Below are 18,620 nucleotides of genomic sequence, written 5' to 3'. Positions count from 1 at the left end.
ATAGGGTGTGAAGTTTTTTTATGCCCTATTTCTAATCTATACCACTGAGTGGTATGTTTTCGGGAAGGGATGCCTATGAGGCTCAGGCTGTTCAAAACGCGGAATTTTGCCAACGCAGCCAGCAAGGCTTGGATATGTGATTCGGAATTGAGGGAAGCATTCAGCGAGATGCTTGACGGCCAAGCCGACAATTTGGGCGGTGGTGTTTGGAAGAAACGTCTGAATCAGAACCGACATCGTTCAATTGTCTTGGCCAAGGGTAGGCACTGCTGGGTTTATCAATTGCTATACGCCAAGCAGAACCAAAGCAATATCACTCAAAGCGAACTGGTTTGGTTTCGGTCGCTGGCTAAGACTTATGAAGGTTTCAGCGAAGCACAGATTCAGCAGATGCTGGATCTCAGGGAGTTTGTGGAGATACATCATGACCAAGAAATATAAAAGTGAGGCGTTTGAGTCCATTCATCAATCCGCCGAAGCGCTTTATGCAATTGGCGCTATTAACAAAACGACTCTTCGTGAGTTCGACGATGCATGTCTTGCGGATATTCCGGTGCAAATCCCGGCTGAGCAAATCAAACAACTACGCGAGCGAAGCCACGTCAGCCAACCTGTATTTGCCCGTTACTTGAACACCAGCGCCTCCACGGTGAAGCAATGGGAGTCTGGTGAAAAGCGCCCCAGCGGCATGGCGCTCAAGCTGTTGAGCATCGTGCAGAAGCATGGTTTGGAAATCCTGGCCTGAGGATGGCCCCGTGCCAGATCCCACTGAACCCTTATCAACGCCCAAGGTCGATTAGCTTGTACGGCTCACACGAGCCGATTTTCTGGAGCTGAACCCATGGATATCATTCGAATCATCATCGCCATTTTGCTGCCGCCACTGGGTGTGTTCCTGCAAGTGGGTTTCGCCGGCGCGTTCTGGCTGAATATTCTGCTGACCTTGTGCGGTTATATCCCGGGTATCGTGCACGCGGTGTACATCATCGCCAAACGCTAAAAAGACCTCAGCCTTTCGCGATAAGCCGTGAGTTTCGCTCGTTGCGAAAGGCCAGTTGCTCGATGGTCTGGGTGGCGTGCTCCGCTTCTTCGCGGGCCTGGAGGATCATCCCGTGATGCTCCGATTTGCTGCACACCGGGTCGGCATTGCTGGCATCCCCGGTCAGCATGAACGCCTGGCAGCGGCAGCCGCCGAAGTCCTTTTCCTTCTCATCGCATGAACGGCACGGCTCGGGCATCCAGTCGTAGCCGCGAAAGCGGTTGAAGCCGAACGAGTCGTACCAGATGTGTTGCATGCTGTGGTCGCGCACGTTGGGAAATTGCACCGGCATTTGTCGGGCTCCGTGGCACGGCAGTGCAGTACCGTCCGGCGTTACCGTCAGAAAGATGCTGCCCCAGCCATTCATGCAGGCTTTCGGGCGTTCCTCGTAGTAATCCGGTGTGACGAAGATCAGCTTGCACGGATGGCCTTCGGCTTCGAGTTTGGCGCGGTACTCGTTGGTGATGCGTTCGGCGCGCACCAGCTGTTCCTGGGTCGGCAACAGGCCGACACGATTGAGCTGGGCCCAGCCGTAGAACTGGCAGGTGGCAAGCTCGACAAAGTCCGCTTCCAGGGCAATGCACAGCTCAATGATGCGGTCGATCTTGTCGATATTGTGCCGATGGGTGACAAAATTCAGCACCATTGGGTACCCGTGGGCTTTCACTGCCCGGGCCATTTCCAGTTTTTGCGCGAAGGCTTTTTTCGAGCCGGCCAGCAGGTTGTTCACTTGCTCGTCGCTGGCCTGGAAGCTGATCTGGATATGGTCCAGGCCAGCCTTCTTGAAGTCGCTGATCTTCTGCTCGGTGAGGCCGATGCCGGAGGTGATCAGGTTGGTGTAGAAACCCAGCTTGCGCGCCTCGGCGATCAGTTCGGCGAGGTCCTGGCGCACCAGCGGCTCGCCGCCGGAAAACCCCAGTTGCGCGGCGCCCATTTCCCGGGCTTCACGAAATACCTTGATCCACTGTTCGGTGCTCAGCTCCTTGCCCTGCTCGGCGAAATCCAGCGGATTGGAGCAATACGGGCATTGCAGCGGACAGCGATACGTCAGCTCGGCCAGCAACCACAGAGGGAGGCCGATCTCCGGTTTCGGTGGCAGGTCAGGCAAGTTCGATCCAGTGCTGAGCACGGGCAACCTCCATGAATTGCTCGATGTCTTCACCGAGCTCGGGCACGCCAGGGAATTGCTTGTCCAGCTCGGCAATGATCGCGCTTACATCGCGCTCGCCATCGATCAAGCCACCGATCAGCGCGGCGCTGTCGTTGAGCTTGATCATGCCTTCCGGGTACAGCAGCACGTGGCCTTTTTGCGCCGGTTCGTACTGGAAACGATAGCCCTGGCGCCAGGTCGGTTTTTTGCTGCGATCGAAGCTCATAGGGTGATCCCCTTATGCCATACACGCTGATCAGTCACGCTGTGATACGGCGGGCGTTTCAGTTCGTAAGCCATGCTCATGGCATCGAGCATGCTCCAAAGAATGTCCAGTTTGAACTGGAGAATTTCCAGCATGCGCTCCTGGCCTTCGCGGGTGGTGTAGTGCTGCAAGGTGATTGCCAGACCGTGCTCCACATCCCGGCGAGCCTGGCCCAGACGGGTGCGGAAATACTCGTAGCCTGCCGGGTCGATCCACGGGTAGTGCTGGGGCCAGCTGTCGAGGCGCGACTGGTGGATCTGTGGGGCGAACAATTCGGTCAGGGAGCTGCTGGCAGCTTCTTGCCAGCTGGCGCGACGGGCGAAGTTGACGTAGGCGTCTACCGCAAATCGTACGCCGGGCAGTACCAATTCCTGGGAGCGCAGTTGATCCGGGTCCAGGCCGACTGCCTGGCCCAGGCGCAGCCAGGCTTCAATGCCGCCGTCTTCGCCGGGGGCGCCGTCGTGATCCAGCAGGCGCTGGATCCACTCACGACGAATCTCCCGGTCCGGGCAGTTGGCCAGGATCGCGGCGTCCTTGAGGGGAATGTTCACCTGATAATAAAAACGGTTGGCGACCCAACCCTGGATCTGCTCGCGGGTGGCGCGGCCTTCATACATCGCCACGTGATACGGGTGATGAATATGGTAGAACGCGCCCTTGGCTCTCAGGGCCTGTTCAAACTCGGCAGTGGTCAGCGGTGTGTCAGTCATTTGGCTCACTCCTACAATTCAATGCTCATGCCGTCGTACGCCACTTCCACATTGCGTCGCAGCAGCTCGGCTCGCTCGGGCGAGTCCTCATCCAGGATCGGGTTGGTGTTGTTGATGTGGATAAGCACTTTGCGCTGCTTGGGCAACTGCTCCAGCACTTCCAGCATGCCGCCGGGGCCGTTTTGCGCAAGGTGGCCCATCTCGCGACCGGTACGGGTGCCGACGCCACGGCGCTGCATTTCGTCGTCATCCCACAGCGTGCCGTCCACCAGCAGGCAATCGCTGCCGGCCATGATCTCCAGCAACGGCCCGTCGACCTTGCCCAGGCCCGGCGCATAGAACAGCTTGCCGCCGGTGCGCAGGTCTTCGACGATCAGGCCGATGTTGTCGCCCGGGTGTGGGTCGAATCGGTGAGGCGAGTAGGGCGGCGCCGCGCTACGCAGGGGCAACGGCGTAAAGCGCAGGTTGGGGCAGGCCGGAATCGTGAAGCTGGCATCCAGCTCGATGCGGTTCCAGGCCAGGCCGCCATTCCAGTGGGTCAGCATGGTGAACAGCGGGAAGCCGGTGCTCAGGTCTTCATGGACCATATCGGTGCACCACACCTGGTGCGGGCAGCCTTCGCGCAGGCTGAGCAGGCCGGTGGTGTGGTCGATCTGGCTGTCCATCAGGATGATCGCGCTGATGCCGGTGTCCCGCAGGGCGCGACCGGGTTGCATCGGGGCGAACCCTTGAAGCTGGGCGCGGATGTCTGGCGAAGCGTTGCACAGCACCCAGTTCACGCCGTCATCGGAAATCGCGATGGACGACTGGGTACGCGCCTCGGCCCGCAGGCTACCGTCGCGAAAACCTGCGCAGTTCACGCAGTTGCAGTTCCATTGCGGGAAACCACCGCCCGCGGCGGAACCTAGAATCTGGACAAACATGGCCGCTCCACTACACATAACTCAAAAATAAAAACGCCCCGGGCGGGCCGAGGCGTTGCATTGCGATACAAAGCCAATCAGCGGCTGGCAAAGTACATGGTGACTTCAAAGCCGATACGCAGATCAGTGTAAGCAGGTTTGGACCAGGTCATGTTCTTACTCCTACGGATGGATGGGACATTTACTACCAATACATATAGTCCACCTCCAAGCGGAGATGTTCAGAGGTGTGCATGTGAATGTTACGTACTTCTTGTGAAGATAGCGCTGTCCTGTGGGAAAAAGCCTTTTACCGAAGCGGCAATGATCAGCCAGATAATTGCCAGGGAGCCGCCAGGCACTCGCTGTTAGCCACGCAGCGCCAGCCGCCTGCAGCAGCATTGAGATGCTGTGCCGCTTCCATTAAATCCTGGCGGGTGCGGGGCTGGATGAAATCTCGCAGCTGTTGGATGTAATCCGACGGGTGGCCTGCCAAATGCGCGTGCCAGAGCAGTTCGGTGGATTGGGCGGAGGGTAGGGCGTCGAGGGAAAATTGCTGGGCCAGATCGTTTGGCAGTTCGCCGGCGTTGATCAGTGCGGGCAGCTGTTTCAGGAACGTGTGCAGGTGATCGAGGATTTGCGCGACGGAAACGTTCGGGGATTGCACCCCGAACAGCAGGCCGGTTTGTCCGTTGAATTGTCGGATACCGCTGAATACCGCGTAGCCCAGTTGCAGTTCGACCCGCAGGCGTTGGTAGAAGGGGGCCTGCAGTAGATGTGCGAGCAAACGCCAGCATGCCTCGTCGGCCAGGGACTGGGTCGGTGTAGGACAGAACAGCAGCAGCGCGCTGTCGCTGGAATCGGTGCTCACTTCGTGCCACACCTGCTGGCCACTGATTGATGGAAGCTTGCTGATAGCCGCGTCCGGTTGCCCCGGCAGTTTCCCCGCTGCGCTTTTTATCGCCACCTCGCAGGCGGCTGGCAGTCCGACGGCAAGCCCTTGCCAGCGAGCGGTCGACCACCGATCTTGGCCGGCCGTCTGTTCTGCCGGTGGGATGCCGGCGCAATAGCCGGGCAATGCCTTGAGCAACTGCCGGATCGCCATGGTCTGTGCAGCGGCGGGTTGCGTCACGGTCGTTTCATCCAGCTGGGTCAGACCGCGTGCCACTTCCTCTACTATCGCTGGCATGGGTTCGTGCAGCCCGACCATCTTCAACTGCCAGTAACCGCCAATTGTCTCGAAAGACAGCTGGACGCCAGCCTGGCGGGCGTTCTCACGCAACCGTGGGAAAAGCTCTGCATGCGGCGGCGAATCCAGATGCCAGCGCAGGTAAAGCGCGCCTTCATCTGTGTCGCCTGGCAGCGCTTGGCTGAAGGTCAATGCCGAGAGATCCTTTCGGCCACGGGAGCGATCCTGGGCGAACGTGCGCAAACCGCGATGGGCGCTGGTCTGGCCTCGAATCAAACCCGGGCGCTCTTCCTTGACCGCCGGGCGCAGGAACGGATTGGGGGGCGGCAGTTGCCAGGCGTGCCGGGACGGCGGCAATTGCAGCGAGTCCAACAGGACTTTGAGGGACGCGGCGCCATGTTCTGACAGGACGGGCTCGTGATTCTGTCGGACCAATGCCAGGGCACCGCTGACCTGTAGTTTGCGAGCGAGCAGCAGCGCGTACTCTTCCCGCAACAGGGTCCAGTCACTGTGGGCGAAAAAGCTCAGCCAGTCGTGCAGCAGTTCTTCGATCAGGATCGTCTGTGGTGCTCCGTGAGTGTCCAGAGTGAACTTGATATCCAATACAGCCTGGCCGGCGAACTGATACAGGACAGTTGCGTTAATGGCGCTGACCAGCTGTTGCGTCTGCAACTCGGCGAGCAATCCGCCTGGCGCCGAAGCGTTCAGCCACAGGCAGAGGAAGTCCAACGCGTCAGGGGATGCCTCGCTTACCACAACCTGATGCCAGTGATGCTCATCGGTGTGTTGATAAGTACGTTGATTGCCGGCCAGCAACGCGGGCGCAGGCTTCTGTGGCAGCAGCGGTGCAGTCTTCAACGCAGCGCCAAACTGTTGCGCCAATGCCTCTAGCTCCGCCAGCGACTGAGGGCCCGCAAGGCTCAAGGTCATCTGCCCGGTCTGATAGAAACCTTCATAAAAATCCCGCAACGCCTGCTGAAAATCCTCACGTTCTACCGGCAAGCTATCCCGATTGCCCGCATGAAACGCCCGCAACGGATGATTCGCCGCAACACCTTCCAGCAACGCTTGTTGCTGTTGCGCCGTGGCATCTTGCGACCAGGCGATAAACTCCGCGTGTAGCACTTCACGCTCGCGCAACTGGTCTTCGATGGCCAGGCGCGGATGGCCGAGCATATCCCCCAAGCGCTCCAACGCTGCTTCAAATGCCGAAACAGGCACCTCAAAGAAAAAGTCGGTAGTGCGTTCGCGAGTGCTGGCATTGACCTGCCCGCCCTGACGCTGCACGTAGGCCATCAGCCCTTCATTTGCAGGAAAACGCACGGTGCCCAGGAACAGCAAATGCTCAAGAAAATGCGCCAGTCCCGGCCAGGCCAAGGGCACATCGTGACTGCCCGCCGCAACGCGCAAGGCCCCCGCGCAGCGCTTCAAACGCGGCGCATGACGCAAGGAAACCCGCAGGCCGTTGGCGAGGGTCAATTGAAGGTAATGAGGGTGGGCCGGCGCAGGCATGGGCACTTCCGAAACGTAGGAAGTGCCTATGCTAGCGCAAACCTGCCGGATCAGTGCTTGTGCAACGCACCATAAAGCTCGGGACGCCGGTCCAGCAGGTAGCGATTGGCCGCGCGTGAGTCGACCATCAACTGCCGATCCAGAGTGCCGACAATCAACGCCTCATCGAGCCCCGCCTGGGCTATCCGCTGGCCATCCGGTGCGGCGATGCTGCTTTGCCCGCAATACTGGATCTCGCCTTCCTCCCCACAGTAATTGGCGTAGGCCACATAACACTGGTTTTCAAACGCCCGCGCCCGCACCGTCACATCGGCGACGAAATCGAAGGGCACCATATTGGCCGTCGGTACCAGGATCAACTCCGCCCCGGCCAGCGCCAGGCGACGGGTGTTCTCCGGGAACTCCAGGTCATAGCAAATCAGGAAACCCAGCTTCCACCCGCTCAATTCCACCAGCGGGAAATCATCGTCGCCGGCGCTGAACATCGAGTTGTCGAGATCGCCAAACAGGTGCGTCTTGCGGTAGTTGCACAGGCGTTGCCCGTTGGCGTCGATCAACTGCACGGCGTTGTAGATCTGCCCATCTGCGCCGCGTTCCGGATAGCCATACAGAATCGCCACGCCCGAATTTTTCGCCAGCGCGGCGATGGACTGGGCAGACGGGCCGTCCTGCGCCTCAGCCAGGGCGCCGACCGCTTCCACGCCGATGTTATAGCCGGTGAGAAACATCTCCGGCAGTACCAGCAGGTCGGCGTCGGTGGCCTCTTGCGCCAACTGATGCAGGCGCTTGAGATTGCCGGCCACGTCCAGTGGCAGAGGCGGGCATTGATACAGGGCGACACGCATGGGCAACTCCTTATTCGGGCAGTGCGATCGGCCCGATTTCATCGAACACATCGCCCGGGCCCGGGTTCTGCGGGTGAGTGCTGCCGCCGAAGTGAGTCATGATGCCCCACACCGCATTCAGCGAGGTTTGCACGGCGCCTTCAACCCACGCAGGTGTCCACGATACGTCGTCGCCGGCGATGAAAATACCGCGTTGCTCCGCCGGCATGTCCTTCTGCATGAAGTGCGCGTACATCCGTTGGTTGTAGCGATAGTGGCCCGGCAGCGCACCCTTGAAAGCCCCGAGGAAGTGCGGGTCGGCTTCCCACGAAACGGTGATCGGATCGCCGATGATCCGCGCGGCGATGTCGACTTTCGGGTAGATCTTTTTCAACGCGTCGAGGGCTAGTTTCACCCGCTTCTCGATGGGCTGCGGAAGCATTTTCAAGGCGTCGCTCATCCAGGAATAGGACAGGCAAATCACCCCCGGCTTGTCGTCGCCATTGTCGAACAGATAGGTGCCACGGGTCAGGCGGTCGGTCAGCGTCATGCTCATCAGGTCGCGGCCTGTCTCCGGATCCTTGTCCTTCCAGAATGGCCGGTCGACCATCACGAAGGTCTTCGACGACTGCATGTAGCGGGTGCGGTCGAGGGCCATCCACATCTTTTGCGAGAACAGGGTTTCGTCGCACTCGATCTGGGTGGTCAGCAGCCAGCTCTGGCAGGTGGTCAGCACGGCGGCGTATTCACGGGTGTCGCCGTAGTTGTCGGTGACGGCGAAACGGCCGTCCGGCGCGTGGGCAATGCGCTTGACCCCGGCCCGTGGCGCGCCGTTGTGCAGCGAACTCAGGCTGGTGCCTTCGGGCCAGTGGGCGCAACGCTCCGGCACATGGCGCCAGATACCCATGGGTACTTGGGCGACGCCGCCGACCACCAGGTGCTGGTGATCGTCGCAGTTGGTCATCACCACGCGGAAGATTTCCAGCATCGAGTTGGGGAAGTCCGAGTCCCAGCCACCTGTGCCGAAGCCAACCTGGCCGAACACTTCACGGTGATGGAAGGACAACTTGGCGAACGCTTTGGAGGTCGCTACGAAGTCGTAGAAGGTGCGGTCGTCCCACAACGGAACCAGCGTATTCCACAGCTCTTTCAGACGCGGTACGTCACGGTCGCGGATGGCTTGCTGGATATCGCTGAACTGCGAGCCGGCTTCCAGGGCGTCGGCCCAGGCGTCAGCCACTTCCTGGAACAGTGCAGGAAGGTCGGCGAGTTTCTGTGCGTAGTGCGTCTGGCCTTCGAGGTCGATGACCGTGCTGCCGGAAGCGGGCGTCAGCGGGTTGGGAAACGGTTTGGTCGCAAGGCCAAGCTTGTCCACATAGTGGTAGAACGCGGTGGAGGACACCGGGAAGCGCATGCCGCCCAGTTCCGCGATGATGCCTTCGGCGCCTTCAAACGCTTGGGAGCGCAAGCGGCCACCCATTTTCGAGGCTTCATACACCACGGGTTTCAGGCCCAGCTTCATCAGCTCGTAGGCGGCCACCAGCCCGGCAATCCCGGCGCCGACGATCGCCACTTCGGCGCCGTGGTTGGCCGCCGGAATGCTGCCCAGGCCCGCCGGGTGTTCGATCCAGTCATCGAAGGCGAACGGGAAGTCCGGGCCAAAGATGGTGATCGGCTTTTTACCGTTGGCGGGGTGGCGATTGGGCTTGCTGATGGTGCTGGAAGGAATGCTCATGGCTGACCTTGCTGGCGACTCGGCGGGGCGCGACCCGCTGAGTATAGGAAAAGATGGCAGCCATTCTAGGGAGCGTAGCGTTCGTTAATAAGACGCAATGTGTCGTCGAAATGAATTGTTTTTAGTCAGAGTGACGAAGCGGGTGGTCAGATTGGTTGGCCACGATCCAGTTTGTTACTGAGGATGATCGAGGTGGTGGTCTTCTCCACACCGTCGACGCTGCCGATCTGGTCCAGCAGTTGATCCAGCTGTTCCGGCGAATCGGTGCGCAGCCAGGCCACGTAATCGAACTCGCCACTGACCGCACACAGTTGCTGAACCTGCGCCATGGCGCTGATCCGACGCAGCACTTCCTTGCCGGAACGCGGTTGCACGGTAATCCCCACGTAGGCCTGCAAACCGCCATTTACCACGCGCTGGCTCAGGCGCACGCCATAGCCGGTAATCACTTGGGTTTTTTCCAGGCGTGCCAGGCGCGAGGTGACGGTGGTGCGGGCGATGCCCAGTTGCCGGGCGAGCATGGCCACGCTTTCGCGGGCGTTGATCTGCAACGCGGCGATCAACTGGCGATCGATTTCATCGAGGACGGGAGGGTGAGAGGCGGGCAAGGTGTTCTCCGGCGCGGGCATCAATGGGCGAGCATGTTACAGGCTCGTTCCCCTTGATGCTCGCGGCGGCATTTGGCTCAGTTGCGCAGGAACTGCTGGTAGTTTTCCGGGGTGACCAGTTGCGTAGGAATCCATACATCGCCTTGCAGGGCGGCATGCTTGATCAGCATCAGCGCGGCGTCCACCGAGCCAGCGCCGATGGCCACCGGGTCGCGGAACACGGTCACTGCCAGTTGGCCCTTTTTCAGCGCCTGCAAACCATCCGGCGTACCGTCGATGCCGCCCACCAGAATGTCCTGGCGACCGGTCTGGCGCAGGGCCATGGCGGCGCCGATGCCCATCTCGTCATTGTTGGAGGCCACGGCGTTGATGGTTTGGCCCTTGGTCAGCCAATCATTCATCAGGTCCATGCCTTTTTCCCGCTGCCAGTCGCCGGACTGTTCTTCGACGACTTTGATGCCGGGGTATTTGGCCAGCACGTCCTTGACCCCATTGGTGCGTTTGCCGGTATCACTGTGGGCGAGACGTCCGAGAATGATCGCCAGGTTACCTTTGCCGCCCATCTTCTCGGCCAGGTATTCCATCTGCATCCGGCCGATGGCGCGCTCGTCGGTGCCGACGAAGACCACGCCCGGCGGGAAGGTTTCGACCTCGGGACGGCTGTTCATATACACCAGCGGGATACCGGCGGCGTTGGCTTTCTCGGTGATCTTGCGGGTAGCCGCGGTGTCGGCCGGGTTGACGATGATCGCGTCGACTTTCTGGCCGATGAAGCTTTCCACCTGGTTCAACTGGCGGACCACGTCGCTTGCGGAGTCTTCCACCTGCAACTTGACTCCATCAGGCGAGGCCTTGGCGCGGTCCTGCATGGCCTGCACCAGGTAGGAGACGTAGTTATCGAATTGTCCGACGGATACCCCGATGCGCAATTCAGCGTGGGCGGCGGTGGACAACAGCAGGGCACAGGCACAGCCAAGCAGGCGCTTCATGAGGGTTTCCTTTTTATTGTTTTGGCGCGACAAAGATTCTGAAGTAGACACTATTGGAAATAAAATTCCACTTCAAGTAAGCCCCGGAATTTATTTTCGCCGCTGATCGCACACATTGATTTGTGCCAGATTGTTAAAAGTAACCGTTTGGTACATTATTTCCAGTTGGGTATACAGGAAGGACGTTTGCGCGATGAATAACTTTGGGGCTGCCACCGGCAGCAGAGTGTTGCTGGTTGGGCTGGGCCTGCTGATCGGCTTGATCGGCTTGGGTTTGGCAGGCGGTGGCGGTTACCTCGTAGCGTTGGGCGGCAGTTGGTATTTCCTGCTGATGGGCCTCGCGATGCTGGTCTCCGGCGTACTGATCGCCAAGCGCAAGCCTCAGGGCGCCTGGCTGTACGCCGTGGCATTGGTGCTGACTGCGATCTGGGCGGTGTGGGACACCGGCCTGGAATACTGGCCGCTTGTTTCGCGAGTGTTGACCTTTGCCGTCATCGGCCTGGTAGTCGCGCTGATTTATCCACAGCTCGTCCGCGCTTCCGGATCGACACCCGGGCGCGGCGCCTATGGCGTTGCGGGGCTGCTGGGTGTGGGCGTGGTCGCCACCCTGGCGTACATGTTTGTGCCGACCCATGTGGTCAAGGCCAGCAGTGAGCCGGCGGTGACGCCGGTGACACCGGGCACCGAGCAAAAAGACTGGGCCCACTGGGGCAATACGACCGCTGGCAACCGATTTGCCGCGCTGGACCAGATCAACAAAGGCAACATCGACAAGTTGCAGGTGGCGTGGACCTTCCACACCGGCGACATCCCCGAGAGCAATGGCGCCGGCGCCGAAGACCAGAACACCCCGCTGCAGATCGGTGACAGCGTTTACGTGTGCACCGCCTATGGCAAAGTGTTTTCCCTGGATGCCGACACCGGCGCCCAACGCTGGAAATTCGACCCCCAGGGCAGCGGTCCCAACTGGCAGCGTTGCCGTGGCCTGGGCTATTTCGACAGCAGCGCGAGCGAGCAACCTGCCAGCGCTAAAGCCTGTGTGAAACGTCTGTTTCTACCGACCGGCGATGCCCGGTTGATTGCGATCAATGCTGAAACCGGCGCGCCCTGCGACGACTTCGGCGACCACGGCACCGTCGACCTGAAAACCGACATGGGCGAAGTAAAACCCGGTTATTACCAGCAAACCTCGACGCCACTGGTGGCGGGCAATGTGGTGATCGTTGGCGGACGCGTGGCGGATAACTTCTCCACCGGCGAACCGCCAGGCGTGGTGCGCGCCTTTGACGTGCACAGCGGCGAACTGGTGTGGGCCTGGGATCCGGGCAACCCGAACACCACCAAACGCCCGCCTGCGGGCGAGACCTACACCCGTGGCACGCCGAACGTGTGGTCGGCCATGTCCTACGACGCCAAGCTCGGCCTGGTCTACCTGCCTACCGGTAACGCCACCCCGGATTTCTACGCCGGTGAACGTACCGCCTATGACGACAAGTGGAGCTCCTCCATCGTCGCCATCGACGTGAAGACCGGCCAGGTGCGCTGGCACTTCCAGACCACTCACCACGACCTGTGGGACTTTGACCTGCCGGCGCAACCTTTGCTCTACGACATCCCGGACGGCAACGGTGGCGTACAACCCGCACTGGCCCAAGTCACCAAGCAAGGCGAGATCTTCCTGCTCAACCGCGAAACCGGCGTGCCCATCGCCCGGGTCGAAGAGCGCCCGGTACCTCAGGGCAATGTGCCCGGCGAGCGTTATTCGCTGACCCAGCCGTTTTCGGTGGACATGCCTTCCATAGGCAATCAGCAACTGACCGAATCCGACATGTGGGGCGCCACGCCGTTTGACCAACTGATGTGCCGCATCCAGTTCAAGGGCATGCGTCACCAAGGCGTCTACACGCCGCCAGGCCTGGACCGTGCGTTGCAATTCCCGGGTTCGCTGGGGGGTATGAACTGGGGAAGCGTGTCGGTGGACCCGAACACCCACTACATGTTCGTCAACGACATGCGCCTGGGCCTGGCCAACTACATGATTCCGCGAGACAAGATCGCCGCCGGTGCCAGTGGCATCGAAATGGGCGTGGTGCCGCAAGACGGTACACCGTTCGGTGCGATGCGCGAGCGCTTCCTCTCGGCGGCGGGCATTCCCTGTCAGAAGCCGCCGTTCGGCACCATATCTGCCATCGACCTGAAAACCCACAAGCTTGTGTGGCAAGTACCGGTGGGCACGGTTGAAGACACCGGGCCGCTGGGCATCCGCATGCACATGCCGATTCCGATTGGCATGCCGACCCTTGGCGCATCTCTGGCGACCCAGTCTGGTCTGTTGTTCTTCGCCGGCACCCAGGACTTCTACCTGCGCGCCTTCGATACCGGCAACGGCAATGAGATCTGGAAATCCCGCCTGCCAGTGGGTAGCCAATCGGGGCCGATGACCTATGTGTCGCCCAAGACAGGCACGCAGTACATCGTGCTCACCGCCGGCGGCGCGCGACAGTCGCCGGACCGTGGGGACTATGTGATTGCCTACGCGTTGCCCAAGAAGTAGGGCCTGAAAAAGCCGCACGGATGTGCGGCTTTTTTTTGCGTCTCAGATCACGTCAGCCAGCAGGCATCGGGCAAAGAGTTGTGGCACCGGAAGGTTGCGCTGGCTATAGCGGCTGAGCAGGATGATTTCCCGGTGAAAGGTCAGCTCGCCCAGCGGGATGACGCGCACCTGTGGCGTGCGATCCAGCCATAGCCCGGCATGGGGAACCAGTGACACCCCCAGGCCGCATTCGACCATTTTGACCAGCGCCTCGATCTCGTCCAGTTCCAGCGCCACTTGCACATCCAGCCGCTGCTCCCGCAGAAAACGACTGACCAGCCGGCCGCCAAACGAAGCACGGTCGTAGCGCACATGAGGATGAGCGGCGAGCAGTTGCAGCGGGTCATCACCCTTGACCGTGTGCGGCACGATCAACACAAACGGCTCCTTGCGCAGCACCTGCACGTGCAGTTCCTTGGGCAAATCAAAGGGCGGGCGAATGATGATCGCCGAATCCAACTCGCCTGCGTCTACCTGGCTGAGCAACTCCAGGGAAACCCCTGGCACTAATTTGCATTCGACCGTCGGCGCAGCCTGGCGCAAGCGCACCAGGGCCTGGGGCAGCAGCCCGGTCTGGGCGGTGGTGATCGCGCCGACTTTCAATTCCCCACGGTATTCGTTGGCATCCACCGGCACGGCCATGCGGTTGAACGTCTCGAGAATCTCCTTGGCCAGTGGCAGCGCGCGGATGCCCGCCGCATTCAGCATGGCCTGGCGCCCGGTGCGGTCGAACAACTGCACGCCGAGTACCTGCTCCAACTGGCGAATCTGCGCACTCACCGCCGACTGCGTCAGCCCGATATGCATGCCCGCCGCGGCGAACGTGCCATGGCGGGTGACGGCGATAAAGGTTTTCAGTTCCCGCAGCATGGACGTCTCGATTGATCAAAATAATTTGAGCTCGCTGCGAAAACTATCGTCTTTCCATCGATGACGGCAAGGCTAGACTCGGAAGGACTTAATACCCATAGAGGTTAGACCTGATGGCACTGGCTCCTTTTCACTTGGCAATTCCGGTATTCGACTTGGCGGCTGCGCGGCAGTTTTATGGTGAGGTGTTTGGGTTGGAGGAGGGACGTGCCAGTGATCACTGGGTCGACTTTGATTTCTTCGGGCATCAACTGGTCATTCATGAACATCCGAAAACCGCTTCTCAGGAAGCGGCGCACACCAATGCGGTAGACGGTCACGACGTACCGGTGCCGCATTTTGGTGTAGTGCTGAGTTGGGATGATTGGCATGCGCTGGCGGAGCGATTGCAGGCGCGGAATACGCGATTTGTGCTTGAGCCCCACATTCGTTTCAAAGGTCAGGTGGGTGAGCAGGCGACGTTGTTTCTGTTTGATCCGTGCGGCAATGCGTTGGAGTTCAAGGCGTTCAAGGATATTGGGCAGTTGTTTGCCAAGTGAGGGCGCGTCGATGGATCACCTTGATGCGACGGGCATTGCCGACGCGGTGGGTTCTGGTGCTAGTAAGTCGGCTCTGGTTGCTGAACACTTTCTTGAGCGGATCGGTATCGACGAGCCGCAGATCCAGGCTTTTGTATCCTTCGATCCTGAAGAGGTACGCGAGCAGGCAAGGCAGCTTGACGGCTGTGCCGGTCCGCTTGCGGGAGTGCCTGTGGGGATCAAGGACATCTTCGATACCGCCGACCATCCAACGGAGTTCTATTCGCCGATTTACCAAGGCAATCGTCCATCGCGGGATGCTCATGTGGTGACACTGTTGCGCCAGGCTGGCGCGATCATCATGGGCAAGACCCACACCACTGAATTTGCCTACATGCACACGGGGCCGACGCGTAATCCGCTCGATCTGTCCCGCACGCCGGGTAGCTCCAGCGCGGGTTCCGCGGCGGGGATGGCGGCCGGGTTTTTCCCGTTGGCGTTGGGGACCCAGACGGCTGGGTCGTTGCTCAAGCCAGCCGCTTATTGCGGGTTGTATGCCTTCAAGCCATCGTTTGGACTGGTCTCGCTGGAAGGCGTGAAACCCCTGGCGCCGAGCTTCGATACGGTGGGTTGGTATGGGTGTTCGGTGCGTGATCTTGAGCGGGTGGCGCGGGTGTTGATCCCGGGGTTTCCGGCTGTTGAGGCAGGGCGCCGGCCTTTGCGACTTGGCTTCTGCCGTACCTCTCGCTGGCCTGACGTGCAGCCGGTGGTGGCCCAGGCGATTGAACAAGCGGTTGCCCGGTTGGGGCCTCTTGTCCGTGAAGTCGTGTTGCCCGAGGCGTTCGACGGGGTATTCGACGATCACCAGTTGATCAACGATTGCGAAGGAGCCCGTTCGTTGGCCAAGGAGTTTCAATCCCATCCCGGGCTACTTAGCGACTCGACGTCGGCCATGATCGAACGTGCCAAGGCGACGAGTTGGGAGCAGGAGTCGGCGGCCAAGGTGCGCTTGGCGCAACTGGCCCCGCAGCTTGCGCAAATCTGCCAGCCGTTTGATGCGATGTTGAGTGTTTCCTGCGGGATGCTCGCGCCGGTGGGGTTGGAGACCACGGGGCCGTCGGACTTCATCAAGTTCTGGGGCGCGTTTGGGTTGCCGCAGGTGAATGTGCCGGTGGCGCGTGGTGACGGGGAGTTGCCGGTGGGGTTGCAGGTGATTGGGGCGTTCAGAGGGGATGCGCCGTTGCTGAGCACGGCGCAGGTCATTGTTGATGCATTGGTAAGCTGAAAGGCACTATGGCGGAACACGTCTCTGATCTGTTGAGTGAGCCCCAGGCGGCTCATTCAGAGGATGAAAAATGAAATTTCCTGTGGTGATGCATAAAGACGCTGACTCAGATTACAGCGTGACAGTCCCGGACGTGCCAGGTTGCTTCTCGGCCGGCACTACGTTTTCGGAAGCTCTGGATAACGTGCGCGAAGCCTTGGCGCTGCATCTGGAGGGATTGGTTGCCGATGACGAGCGGCTCCCACAGGCAAGAGAGGTCGACTTCCATTTAGAGAATCGCGACTTTGCTGGTGGGGTGTGGGCGGTCATCGATTTTGATCTCACTCCTTACCTGGGCAAGTCAGTGAGGTTCAACGCCTCATTGCCGGAGCAACTGTTGAATCGTATTGATGAGCGAGTACAAAAGGATCACCGCTATGCCTCGCGCTCGGGGTTCCTGGCGACGGCGGCTTTGCGCGAACTTTCCGTTTGATAACGGGCTGAGAGAGCACACAGTACAAAAAAGGCTTGCGCCGCAAAGCGTAAGCCTTTCTTTTATCCGAGGCGGGGTGGTCAGCGAGACTACGGCCCCTTGCACACCTTCGCAGCCGCAGGATCGTTCGGGATAAATGAATCCGGCGCGTCTGGCTTCAGCACCACGTACCCGCGCCGCCACGGTTGATCGTCCACCAGATTCCAGCGGTGCCCTGTGCCGGTATTGTCTGCGGCAATCAGCACTTCACCCGGATGCAGCGTGAACTTCTCACCACCGCGAGTCACGAATGCCAGGGTACCGGACAGCGTCATGACGTACTGGGGCTCCGGGTCGTTATGCCAGCCATACGAGGAGTGCGCCGGGGTTTGCTTGAAGTGGATGGCGGTCACGTCGTTGCGCATGCTCTGGTCGATGGTGCCTACCAGTACGTGGGAGGCGTTGTCGGCGCCGGTGCACAGCTTGAAAGCCTTGATGGTGTCAGTGGCAGCGGGGGCGGCTTGGGCGCCGCTCAAGGTGGCGAGGGTGATTGCGACGGCGGCTGCGGCACGTAGGCCCAGGCGGTGGATTGCGTTGTGCGGCGAACGTTTCTTCTGAGGCATGGAACAAGTTTCCCTCGTGCTGGAGTGGCGTTGACTGGGAATCATGGTCTTCGCCGTCGCCGTTCGGGACAACTAACTAATCTTTCATTGCTGCACGCCAGAAACGACAAAGCCGCGCAATGCGCGGCTTTCAAGATGGTGGGCCCAGTAGCACTCGAACCTTTATGTGGTGCTGTACGGACCGGAAAGTGGTGCCTAAATTGTTCGTCCGGATACTGTCCGTCCGGTCTGAACCGAATCAATCGCTAGGAAATACTGGGGCTTTCAGTTATTCGTTAATTCCCTCGCCGCAGTTTAATAAATACAACTCAATCTTCAGCTGAGAGCAGCAGAAAAACTGCAATGCCAGAAATGGCACTTGCCAGTATTGTGAGGTACCGCCCGATTAACGCGCGATTGACCCCGCCCAATAAACTGTATTCATGATCGTGAATCATTCGATGCGACCATCCAATCGACTTAACTTTAGGGATTCGACCGACGATGGAGAGGGGCCAGCCTACGGGCTGGCCCCGGCCCAGATGAGACATTTAAAATCGCCTACTGGGTGTGACAAGCCGAAGAACATGTCCGGCAACCGTTCGACTGTGGGTAGGTGTTGCGAGCTTGGCGCACAGCAGTCACGCAGGTGAGGTGCTGGCCGAGATCAAGGCGGTTTTGTAGTGCCGGCAAGAAAACGCACGAACTGACATGTACCTCATGGTCGCCGTTGTTCTGAGCATTGCGGTTAACGAAATATTGGGCCATGTTACTTACTCCGCTCTTTATTTGATTGGGCGAGTACCGAGGCAGCGAGGGTTTTGGTGATATCGTTGTACTTGTTGCTGTCCAAGACGTGACTGGCTTTAGTCTCCATATCAGCCCCCGTTTGCTTACCGCTGGAGGCCTGAGCCATAGCCGACCCCGCCAACTCTTTCTGAATGGCCGAGGAACTGTCGCTACGGAGAATTTTGGAGGCTAGGCTGGCCACCGGAGTCGAAGTTTGTTTAGTGTTTTTTGGCACGATTAGGTGCTCCTGTATCTACATAAAGATCGAGTAGGCAGGGGTAACCTTTGAGCGGAAACCAAACTGGATGGTTGACATCCAAAGTCAGGTTTTTCTCTAATGCGCATCCCACCGATGTTCGCATTGGCTCAGGGGGGGCGGGTATGAGTGCTTGGCGTCCAAACTTCGCACTCATACCCGCTGTCTTAACTGAATCCGCAGCTTACTCGCAGAAACACAACATATGGTGTGTCAAGTGCGGGCATACCTACAAGATAGTGTGGTCTATTTCACAATGCAAGATCACAGGTCTGTGGATAACTTGTGTGTAAACTGCGATTTGGATCCATTCTCATGCTGTATGGATGCCCA

At 59.7% G+C, this 18,620-nt stretch carries 20 protein-coding genes; 7 read left to right on the top strand and 13 right to left on the bottom strand.

What is annotated here, in order from left to right:
• Positions 1 to 75 precede the first annotated feature (75 nt).
• The 3 genes from ACA046_RS29980 (at position 76) to ACA046_RS29970 (ending at position 1,000) form a co-directional block, all read left to right on the top strand.
• A complete protein-coding gene (locus ACA046_RS29980) occupies positions 76 to 441 on the top strand; it encodes a type II toxin-antitoxin system RelE/ParE family toxin (protein WP_459024245.1) in 366 nt (121 codons plus the stop codon).
• Positions 425 to 745 carry a helix-turn-helix domain-containing protein gene (locus ACA046_RS29975; protein WP_459024243.1) on the top strand — a complete coding sequence of 107 codons (321 nt, stop codon included), beginning with the start codon at positions 425 to 427 and terminating at the stop codon, positions 743 to 745. Before ACA046_RS29980 ends, ACA046_RS29975 begins: the two co-directional genes overlap by 17 nt.
• 96 nt (positions 746 to 841) lie before the next feature.
• Positions 842 to 1,000 (top strand): YqaE/Pmp3 family membrane protein, encoded by a 159-nt coding sequence (locus ACA046_RS29970; protein WP_003211049.1) that lies wholly within the window; start codon positions 842 to 844, stop codon positions 998 to 1,000.
• Positions 1,001 to 1,007: 7 nt separating this feature from the next.
• Here ACA046_RS29970 and pqqE read toward each other — a convergent pair whose 3' ends face one another.
• The 10 genes from pqqE to ACA046_RS29920 all read right to left on the bottom strand — a co-directional run bounded on the left by pqqE (position 1,008) and on the right by ACA046_RS29920 (position 10,923).
• Positions 1,008 to 2,147 carry a pyrroloquinoline quinone biosynthesis protein PqqE gene (pqqE, locus tag ACA046_RS29965; protein ID WP_008434380.1) on the bottom strand — a complete coding sequence of 380 codons (1,140 nt, stop codon included), beginning with the start codon at positions 2,145 to 2,147 and terminating at the stop codon, positions 1,008 to 1,010.
• Positions 2,140 to 2,415, bottom strand: coding sequence for a pyrroloquinoline quinone biosynthesis peptide chaperone PqqD (gene pqqD / locus ACA046_RS29960; protein WP_003211043.1), 276 nt, complete (start codon positions 2,413 to 2,415; stop codon positions 2,140 to 2,142). Before pqqD ends, pqqE begins: the two co-directional genes overlap by 8 nt.
• Positions 2,412 to 3,164: a pyrroloquinoline-quinone synthase PqqC gene (pqqC, locus tag ACA046_RS29955; RefSeq protein ID WP_003211042.1), complete on the bottom strand. Its 753-nt coding sequence runs from the start codon at positions 3,162 to 3,164 to the stop codon at positions 2,412 to 2,414. Before pqqC ends, pqqD begins: the two co-directional genes overlap by 4 nt.
• 11 nt (positions 3,165 to 3,175) lie before the next feature.
• Positions 3,176 to 4,087 (bottom strand): pyrroloquinoline quinone biosynthesis protein PqqB, encoded by a 912-nt coding sequence (pqqB, locus tag ACA046_RS29950; protein ID WP_219273779.1) that lies wholly within the window; start codon positions 4,085 to 4,087, stop codon positions 3,176 to 3,178.
• Between the two features lie 77 nt (positions 4,088 to 4,164).
• Positions 4,165 to 4,239, bottom strand: coding sequence for a pyrroloquinoline quinone precursor peptide PqqA (gene pqqA, locus ACA046_RS29945; protein ID WP_003194766.1), 75 nt, complete (start codon positions 4,237 to 4,239; stop codon positions 4,165 to 4,167).
• A 155-nt stretch (positions 4,240 to 4,394) separates the two neighbouring features.
• Positions 4,395 to 6,767, bottom strand: a complete 2,373-nt coding sequence (gene pqqF / locus ACA046_RS29940) for a pyrroloquinoline quinone biosynthesis protein PqqF (protein WP_497675491.1) — start codon at positions 6,765 to 6,767, stop codon at positions 4,395 to 4,397.
• 50 nt (positions 6,768 to 6,817) lie between these two features.
• Positions 6,818 to 7,612: a carbon-nitrogen hydrolase family protein gene (locus ACA046_RS29935; RefSeq protein WP_497675490.1), complete on the bottom strand. Its 795-nt coding sequence runs from the start codon at positions 7,610 to 7,612 to the stop codon at positions 6,818 to 6,820.
• Positions 7,613 to 7,622: 10 nt separating this feature from the next.
• The gene (locus tag ACA046_RS29930) at positions 7,623 to 9,305 is read right to left on the bottom strand and encodes a flavin monoamine oxidase family protein (protein ID WP_459029449.1); all 1,683 of its coding nucleotides are present in this window, start codon (positions 9,303 to 9,305) and stop codon (positions 7,623 to 7,625) included.
• 167 nt (positions 9,306 to 9,472) lie between these two features.
• Positions 9,473 to 9,955: an Lrp/AsnC family transcriptional regulator gene (locus ACA046_RS29925; protein WP_063026735.1), complete on the bottom strand. Its 483-nt coding sequence runs from the start codon at positions 9,953 to 9,955 to the stop codon at positions 9,473 to 9,475.
• Between the two features lie 56 nt (positions 9,956 to 10,011).
• Positions 10,012 to 10,923: a sugar ABC transporter substrate-binding protein gene (locus ACA046_RS29920; protein WP_497675489.1), complete on the bottom strand. Its 912-nt coding sequence runs from the start codon at positions 10,921 to 10,923 to the stop codon at positions 10,012 to 10,014.
• Positions 10,924 to 11,116: 193 nt separating this feature from the next.
• Between ACA046_RS29920 and ACA046_RS29915 the strand changes: the two genes are divergently transcribed.
• Positions 11,117 to 13,477, top strand: coding sequence for a glucose/quinate/shikimate family membrane-bound PQQ-dependent dehydrogenase (locus tag ACA046_RS29915; protein ID WP_497675488.1), 2,361 nt, complete (start codon positions 11,117 to 11,119; stop codon positions 13,475 to 13,477).
• 42 nt (positions 13,478 to 13,519) lie between these two features.
• On the opposite strand, the gene ACA046_RS29910 is transcribed toward ACA046_RS29915, so the two are convergent.
• A complete protein-coding gene (locus ACA046_RS29910; protein WP_497675487.1) occupies positions 13,520 to 14,386 on the bottom strand; it encodes a LysR family transcriptional regulator in 867 nt (288 codons plus the stop codon).
• A 113-nt stretch (positions 14,387 to 14,499) separates the two neighbouring features.
• On the opposite strand from ACA046_RS29910, the gene ACA046_RS29905 reads away from it, so the two are divergent.
• From ACA046_RS29905 to ACA046_RS29895, 3 genes are all read left to right on the top strand, one after another.
• Positions 14,500 to 14,925, top strand: a complete 426-nt coding sequence (locus tag ACA046_RS29905; RefSeq protein WP_010167388.1) for a VOC family protein — start codon at positions 14,500 to 14,502, stop codon at positions 14,923 to 14,925.
• 10 nt (positions 14,926 to 14,935) lie between these two features.
• Positions 14,936 to 16,189, top strand: a complete 1,254-nt coding sequence (locus ACA046_RS29900; RefSeq protein WP_497675486.1) for an amidase — start codon at positions 14,936 to 14,938, stop codon at positions 16,187 to 16,189.
• A 70-nt stretch (positions 16,190 to 16,259) separates the two neighbouring features.
• On the top strand, positions 16,260 to 16,661 hold the full coding sequence (locus ACA046_RS29895) for a type II toxin-antitoxin system HicB family antitoxin (RefSeq protein ID WP_318304043.1): 402 nt from the start codon (positions 16,260 to 16,262) through the stop codon (positions 16,659 to 16,661).
• A gap of 89 nt (positions 16,662 to 16,750) precedes the next feature.
• Here ACA046_RS29895 and ACA046_RS29890 read toward each other — a convergent pair whose 3' ends face one another.
• Together ACA046_RS29890 and ACA046_RS29885 are read right to left on the bottom strand one after the other, a co-directional pair.
• Positions 16,751 to 17,263 carry a hypothetical protein gene (locus ACA046_RS29890; protein WP_497675485.1) on the bottom strand — a complete coding sequence of 171 codons (513 nt, stop codon included), beginning with the start codon at positions 17,261 to 17,263 and terminating at the stop codon, positions 16,751 to 16,753.
• A gap of 748 nt (positions 17,264 to 18,011) precedes the next feature.
• Positions 18,012 to 18,266 carry a hypothetical protein gene (locus ACA046_RS29885; protein WP_421523774.1) on the bottom strand — a complete coding sequence of 85 codons (255 nt, stop codon included), beginning with the start codon at positions 18,264 to 18,266 and terminating at the stop codon, positions 18,012 to 18,014.
• Between the last annotated feature and the right edge of the window lie 354 nt (positions 18,267 to 18,620).

This window comes from Pseudomonas sp. LBUM1641 (assembly GCF_059716235.1).
Note: the sequence above shows the minus strand (reverse complement) of the source record. Positions and strands in the feature narration are given on the sequence as shown.